The sequence below is a fragment of the Arthrobacter sp. AG258 genome (genome assembly GCF_004364695.1).
Taxonomy (GTDB): Bacteria; Actinomycetota; Actinomycetes; order Actinomycetales; family Micrococcaceae; genus Arthrobacter.
In genome coordinates, this window is record NZ_SOBI01000014.1 from 25,107 (window position 1) to 31,106 (window position 6,000).

The window sequence follows — 6,000 nt, forward strand, 5'->3', positions numbered from 1 at the left end:
TCGTAACTCGCCCCGCCTCCAGTGCCGGGAGCGCATCCGTTTCACGCGACATCAGTACGAAGGTCCTGTCGGATACTGGGTCCACCGCGTACTACTGCAAATGCTGCAGTCCTGCGCCGTTGCCTGGTGCTCCAATTCGACAGGACAGCCCCGGGCACTGGAGGTTGAATCGAGGACTGACAACGTCAAGCTGTTGAGTACGAAAAGTCGCTCCTAGCTCGAGGCCTGCCCGGCAGGAACAGCCTCGACCACTTGCAGTTGACCGTCTTCCAGCTGCGGTTCGGACGTCACAAAGGAGACATCGCTGAATTCTGCGGTCCAAGCGTGTTCAGCTACGTCTACCGTGGCAACGCCAGCGAAAGCACCCGTGAATCGCAACAGTCCGGCGTGGTCGTCACTAAGTTCGCTGACATCCACGGGGACGTCGAGGGGCGACCAAGACGATCCGTCCAGTGAGGCATATGCTCGCAGGCTTGCTCCTTCGAAGGCGATCTCCAAATGGACCGGTCCGGCGGCGCCGGGATCGAAGTCCAGGACGGCACGTGAGGCGGAGACTGCGCTTCTGCGCTCCATGGCCAGTAGCCTTCGTCCTTCGTCGGAGGCCGTGAGGTGCCAAAAGACGTGGCTGGTCGTGTCGTAATAGGCAACGACACCGGCCTGGTGTGCCGGCTCCGTTGGGACGGCGTCCACCGTGGCCCTTAACCGCGCAAAGACAGAAGTGAGCGGGCGCGCAACCAGGGATTGCGTATGTGTCGAACGCAGGCTTTCCCGGCCTGTCAGCCGGAAGCTGTGTCCCTGGTTCGTTGCCCACTGCAGCCAAGACTCATCACTTGGGACACGGAGAGTCTGCCAGCCCTTGCCGAGGGTCTGCGGAGAAAGGACTTCATCGCTGCTTCGGGGACTGCTGTGGCAGCGTCCGGAAGAGACGCGGGAGCATGGACTGTAAGGGCCGGAAGGTGGCCGCCGTCGGCAAGCCGCAGCCATCCGTCGCCCGTCCAGGTGACCGGCTGCAGGCAAGTCTCACGGCCGAGCGGGCAGACTGCGCCTTCTGCTGCTTCCAGCGGACGGGACGCGAGATGAACGAGGTACCACTCGCCGTCGGGAGTAGCGACAAGCTCACCGTGGCCAGCTTTATGAAGCCCACCGGAGGGCCCTGATTCACCCTTTCTCGCTACTTCGAGCGGATCCAGGTCGCGGGTAGTCAGCAGAGGAACTGGGTTTTCCTCGTACGGTCCCCACAGGTCACGGGAGCGGGCTAATCGTATCCCGTGGTTCCAGCCGGTGCCTCCTTCGGCCAGAAGGAGGTAGTACCAACCGTCAGGGTAATACATGTTGGGGCCTTCAATGAGCTCCTTTGACGTATGTAGCACCTCGGCCGATCCAAGACGCTCAAACGTGGCCGGATGGATTTCCTGCAACTCGATTCCACCAAAACCGGGGTTTCCGATCCGGTGGTCCCAGCGCAGGCCAAGAAGATAAAGTCGCCCGTCCGGGGCATGGAAAAGAGAGGCGTCAAAACCTCGGGAGCCAACATAGACAGGCGTTCTCCACGGCCCTTCCAGGGCAGGCGCGCTGATGATGTAGTTGTCGACGTCTTTGGTCTGGCCGAGTGTACGCACGATGGTGAAGAGAAGGCGGTACTCGCCCTCCTGAAAGTAAAGGGAGGGCGCCCAAATCCCGCCCGAGTCAGGAATGCCGCGCAGGTCCAAGTCCTGGGGATCGGTGAGTGCGAACCCTGCCGCCTGCCAGGTGACGAGATTACTCGAAGTGTGGAAGCGGACACCGGGGAACCATTCGAAGGTGCTGGTAGCGATGACATACTTGTCCTCGGCACGCACGATGGACGGGTCGGGGTTGAATCCTGGAAGTATCGGGTTGCGGATCACACAAGGACTCCTTTGTTAGTCGTCTTTACTGCGTCGGGAGGCTTCATGGTCGCTCGTGAACGGCAAAGGTGCTGCCGGGACGCCCCATCATCGCCGTCGCGGGCCGTTCCCTCCTCCCGAAGGAGCGCTGGCCGGAATTGTCCTTGACCAGGGTTTACACATTGGCCGACTACACAGACCAGGACTCCTCGAAAGACCCCGAGCTTTCCGCCTCACTGCTCCGGCAAATCGGCAAAGACATCGGAACGAGCCTCCTGTAACTGAAGACAAGCTGCCAAACCGCCTCCGGGTAGACCACGTCATCGATTAGGGCGCTGGAGTGGTGAGCATCATCATGAGGGGCGTGACCTTGACGACCTCCGTGCCGAATCCGGCCAATTCTTCCGCTGGAGATTCCTGATCCCAGGACTCTGAGAATCCATCCACACTACTTGTCGGTTGTGCGCAATGGGCCGGCCACCCCTTCAAAGGCGGCCGGCCCATTTGTTGTTGCAATCAGCGCACGACTCGGCACTCGCGGACTTCGGTGTTGCCCTTCGTGTCGACGTACACCTGGTGGGTTCCCACCGCGTACGTACCCGCGGAGTTGTTGTTAATGCTGACTGTCTCCGTGGAGACAGTCGTGGAGCCGTCACTCATCGCCGTCGTAACGGTGATCGTAAGGTCGTTGCTGATACCAGCGCTCTTGACCACTGATGCTTTTGCTTCGACGCTGAGTGGTGTTCCGAATGAGAAGAACAGCGAGTTAGTGGCGGTCGACGCCGGGCTGGTGGTCGCTGCCTGAGTGCTGAGCCGGAGACTCACCTTGGCATCATTAGGCGATGAGGTCGGCCCGTCAACGGTGAAATCGACTAGCCGTCCATCGTGCACAAGGAAGTAGCGACCGAGCCCGGTGCTGCGGACTTCGAACTTCTCTGATCCGCCGACCGTCGAGGGTCCCAAGACGATCTCGTTCTCGCCGTTCACCACTGTCGCCGTGACGCTGAGGTACCGCCCGGTCGTCGCGTCTTGCAACGAATAGCTCTCATCGGAGTTGGTTACGAGCCGGAAGTAGGGTGCTTTCTTTTGCATGGCATTGACGGCGACCGTTGAATCGTTCTGGATGGCCAGGTACGAGTTCAGTGTTTCCGTTGCATAGTCGGCCGGGATGGTGCCGCCCGGTGTCATTGAGCGTGCTGCCAGTGGTGCATCTCCCCACGCACTCACCTCTGGCCAAGTGCGCTGGTACCAAGGAGTGAGCATTGTGCGGAGCTGAATATATGGCGCCGCAGTCGTCGTGGCCGGCCCGTTGTACATGGCCAGGGTGTCGAAATTCAGTTCGTCCATATGGACGAGCCCTTCGGGCCTCGACGCTTGTGCCGCGCGTGCCAGCCAAGTGACGTCCACTCCGGGCACCTGAGAGTAGTGCGCGAGGGCGTTTTCGTAGATGGGCCTCAGCTGTCCCCGCAGGATCGACTGTTGGTCCAGCGTGGTCCAATAGGCGGTGTTGTCCGTCCGGCCAAAGATGTTCGGCACGGGCTCGGCTCGGAGCTCACCTTCCCCACTGAAGAGGTTGTACTGCGCGACCCAGTTGAAAGCGCGCGCAAGCTTGTTGTCGTCGAGACTCCACAGGTCCACGCTCTGGCTTTCGGCGATTCTGGCAATGTCCCCCATAAGCCCCAGCCCGAGTTGCGCGTGCGCCTGGTCCCGGGCGGACTCTTGTGTCTGCCCCCAATCGGTGACGTAGTTCACGATGGAACCGTTCATGAACGGGCTCTTGTACATCGATACGGCGCGATCGAAGATCGGCTTGCTGTCGGTCAGCACGCCGATCGCCTCCAGAGACACGATCGCTGCACCATCCCAGTTTCCATTCGCGATCATCGGCGCACCCGCGTCCTGGATGACGGGGTAGACGACGTTCAGCATAAGTCGCTGGAATGCTGCGAACTGGTCACCGGAGTAGCCGGAATAGCCCCCGTGGTAGTTGCGAAGGATTTCAGCGGCGTTGATGTATTTCAGTGTCGCCAACCCTGCGCCGAGGATCTGGTCACGTCCGTCGATTTGTTTCAGGTTCGAGGACCAACCGTCCAGGATCTGTGCGGTCTTTGCCGCATATCGGTCATCACCTGTGATGACCCATTGCAGAGCGAGGAAGTAGGCTGCACCTCCGGAGTTTTCGTAGTCGGCGATATTGCCTGATCCTGCGGGCGTACCGCGGCCGACTCCACTGCGGAACACCGGTTGGAAGTCGAGCGACGACAGGGAATTCGGGACGGAATTCTTCAGCCGCAGGTAGTCGGAATACCACGGCTCCTGTTTCTGCGCGATGTGATCCCGCATGGCATCGAGCTGCGTTCCCGTCAGCGAGACACCCGGATGGTTGAAGATTTGGACGTCGACCTTCGACACCACAGGACCGGAGCCGGAGTTGTATTGGACGGCGTATTCGTGGACTCCAGTCGTGACTCCCGTGATGGTCGCGGCTAGGACGGTCCCGTCAAAGGCGGCGGTAGCGTTGCCGTCGACGGTGTAATGGGACGCGTCTGTATCACCATTCACGGGTTTCCAGGCAAGTCGAACTGAAGAGCCGGTGACTGATTGCCGGACTTCGAGCAGATCAGATTTAACAGATGTGAATGTAAACAGGTGGGCGCTCTTGTCGCCTGGTGTAACGATGAGGCCGGTCGTTCTTGCCTGAACCGGGGATACTGTGGCTTCGGCACCGTCGCGCAAAGCGTCGAGATGGCTTGCAATGGTGTACTGGTTAGAGCTGGGGTATCCCTTGACCGAGAAGCGTTCATTCCATCCGACATCATCAGCGGTCGCGGTGACGCCGACGTTCGCACCCGACTTCGTGTAATACGGCCGGCCGGCACCTCCGGCGTAGTTCTGGATGGTGAGGTACTTCCCGCTGTCGAGGCTCTTGATCGAGTACGTCGTCTGCTGTCCGCCGCCTAGCCCCTGGTACGGTGCCGCGGTGTACTTGTATCCGTAGACAGCGAACAATCCTGCCGAACTCGGGGTGTCGGTCAGACCTACGGCCCCGGAGGACTTGTCGACAGCAAGGTATTTCCCGTTTTCCTCGGCGATGCGCACCACATCCTGAGCCGATTGTCCGTTAGACGGATAGTCGCTGAAACTTTGGCTGACTGGGTAATCGACGGCAGGGACGTCTGTGACTCGTGTGACCTGAACCGAGGGTCGGACAGCGGCGTTCGTTGCGCGGGTGGAATAGATGTCCGTGCCTGCGACTGTCTGGTCGTCCACCGCCGTGGTGGTCAGATCGATGGACAGCACGTCACTCTTCGCAGCCTTTGCGGCCTTGACCAGTTCTGTAATGTCGATGGGAACCACTGCGTTTCCCTGCGGTGCCGTGGCGGACGCCACGGGAGATCCCTGGACATCGAGTGGACGATTGTTCCAGGTGATGTTCGATTCCGTCCAGGTAGTGTCCGTTGGTTTGCCTGCGCTGGTCAGGTACTCGCTGCTTCGTACGGCAACGAGGTTCGCTGCGTTGTTGTACTTGGTCACCTTCAGCACAACGGACTGGAGTGTCGACACATCAATCTGTGAGACGTCGACCCGGAAGTAGGCGCGACCACCCTTCCCAACCACCAAGTTTGACGCGGTACCGAAATTCGTGGAGGGGGACGTCGATCGTACGTAGACGTTGTCTGTGAGTGTTGGGGCAGCTGCATGGCTCGGAGGGGCTGTCACCGTGGGAAAGACAAGGGCTGTGAGAACCGCGACGATGACGCCGACCGCGGTTCTGCCGCCGCGGCGCGACAACGGGGAATCCCGGACCGGACTCGCGGTCAATCGGTTACTCATGATGCTCCTTCGCATAGTGGTGACTTCCTTGTATCTAGAAACGCGTCGCTCACACGCCCACCCCGTTGATGCGCAGGTAGTCGGACATCCGGAAGGCCGCCAGTGCGGGGTCCTTCAGCAGTCCGGCCTGGTCTGCCAGTTCAAAGGTCCTGGCCAGGTGGCAGACCGAGCGGCCCGAATGCAGGCCGCCCACCATCTGGAAGCCCGGCTGCTTGCCGTTGAGCCAGGACATGAACGCGATGCCCGTCTTGTAGTAGAACGTAGGGGCGCTGAAGATGTGCTTGCCCAGTTCGCGGGTGGA

General features: G+C 60.4%; 4 protein-coding genes. All 4 read right to left on the reverse strand.

Features of this window, described 5'->3' with window-relative positions:
- Positions 1-213: 213 nt before the first annotated feature.
- Positions 214-816, reverse strand: a complete 603-nt coding sequence (locus tag DFO47_RS21395) for a hypothetical protein (RefSeq protein ID WP_243835581.1) — start codon at positions 814-816, stop codon at positions 214-216.
- Positions 777-1,886: a family 43 glycosylhydrolase gene (locus DFO47_RS20535; RefSeq protein WP_133832857.1), complete on the reverse strand. Its 1,110-nt coding sequence runs from the start codon at positions 1,884-1,886 to the stop codon at positions 777-779. The genes DFO47_RS21395 and DFO47_RS20535 overlap by 40 nt, the downstream gene beginning before the upstream one ends.
- A 495-nt stretch (positions 1,887-2,381) precedes the next feature.
- Complete coding sequence (locus DFO47_RS20545) at positions 2,382-5,699, reverse strand: DNRLRE domain-containing protein (protein WP_166651776.1); 3,318 nt, start codon at positions 5,697-5,699, stop codon at positions 2,382-2,384.
- A 49-nt stretch (positions 5,700-5,748) separates the two neighbouring features.
- Positions 5,749-6,000, reverse strand: a 252-nt coding sequence (locus tag DFO47_RS20550; RefSeq protein ID WP_133831684.1) for a DUF993 family protein, incomplete at its 5' end; no start/stop codon positions are given.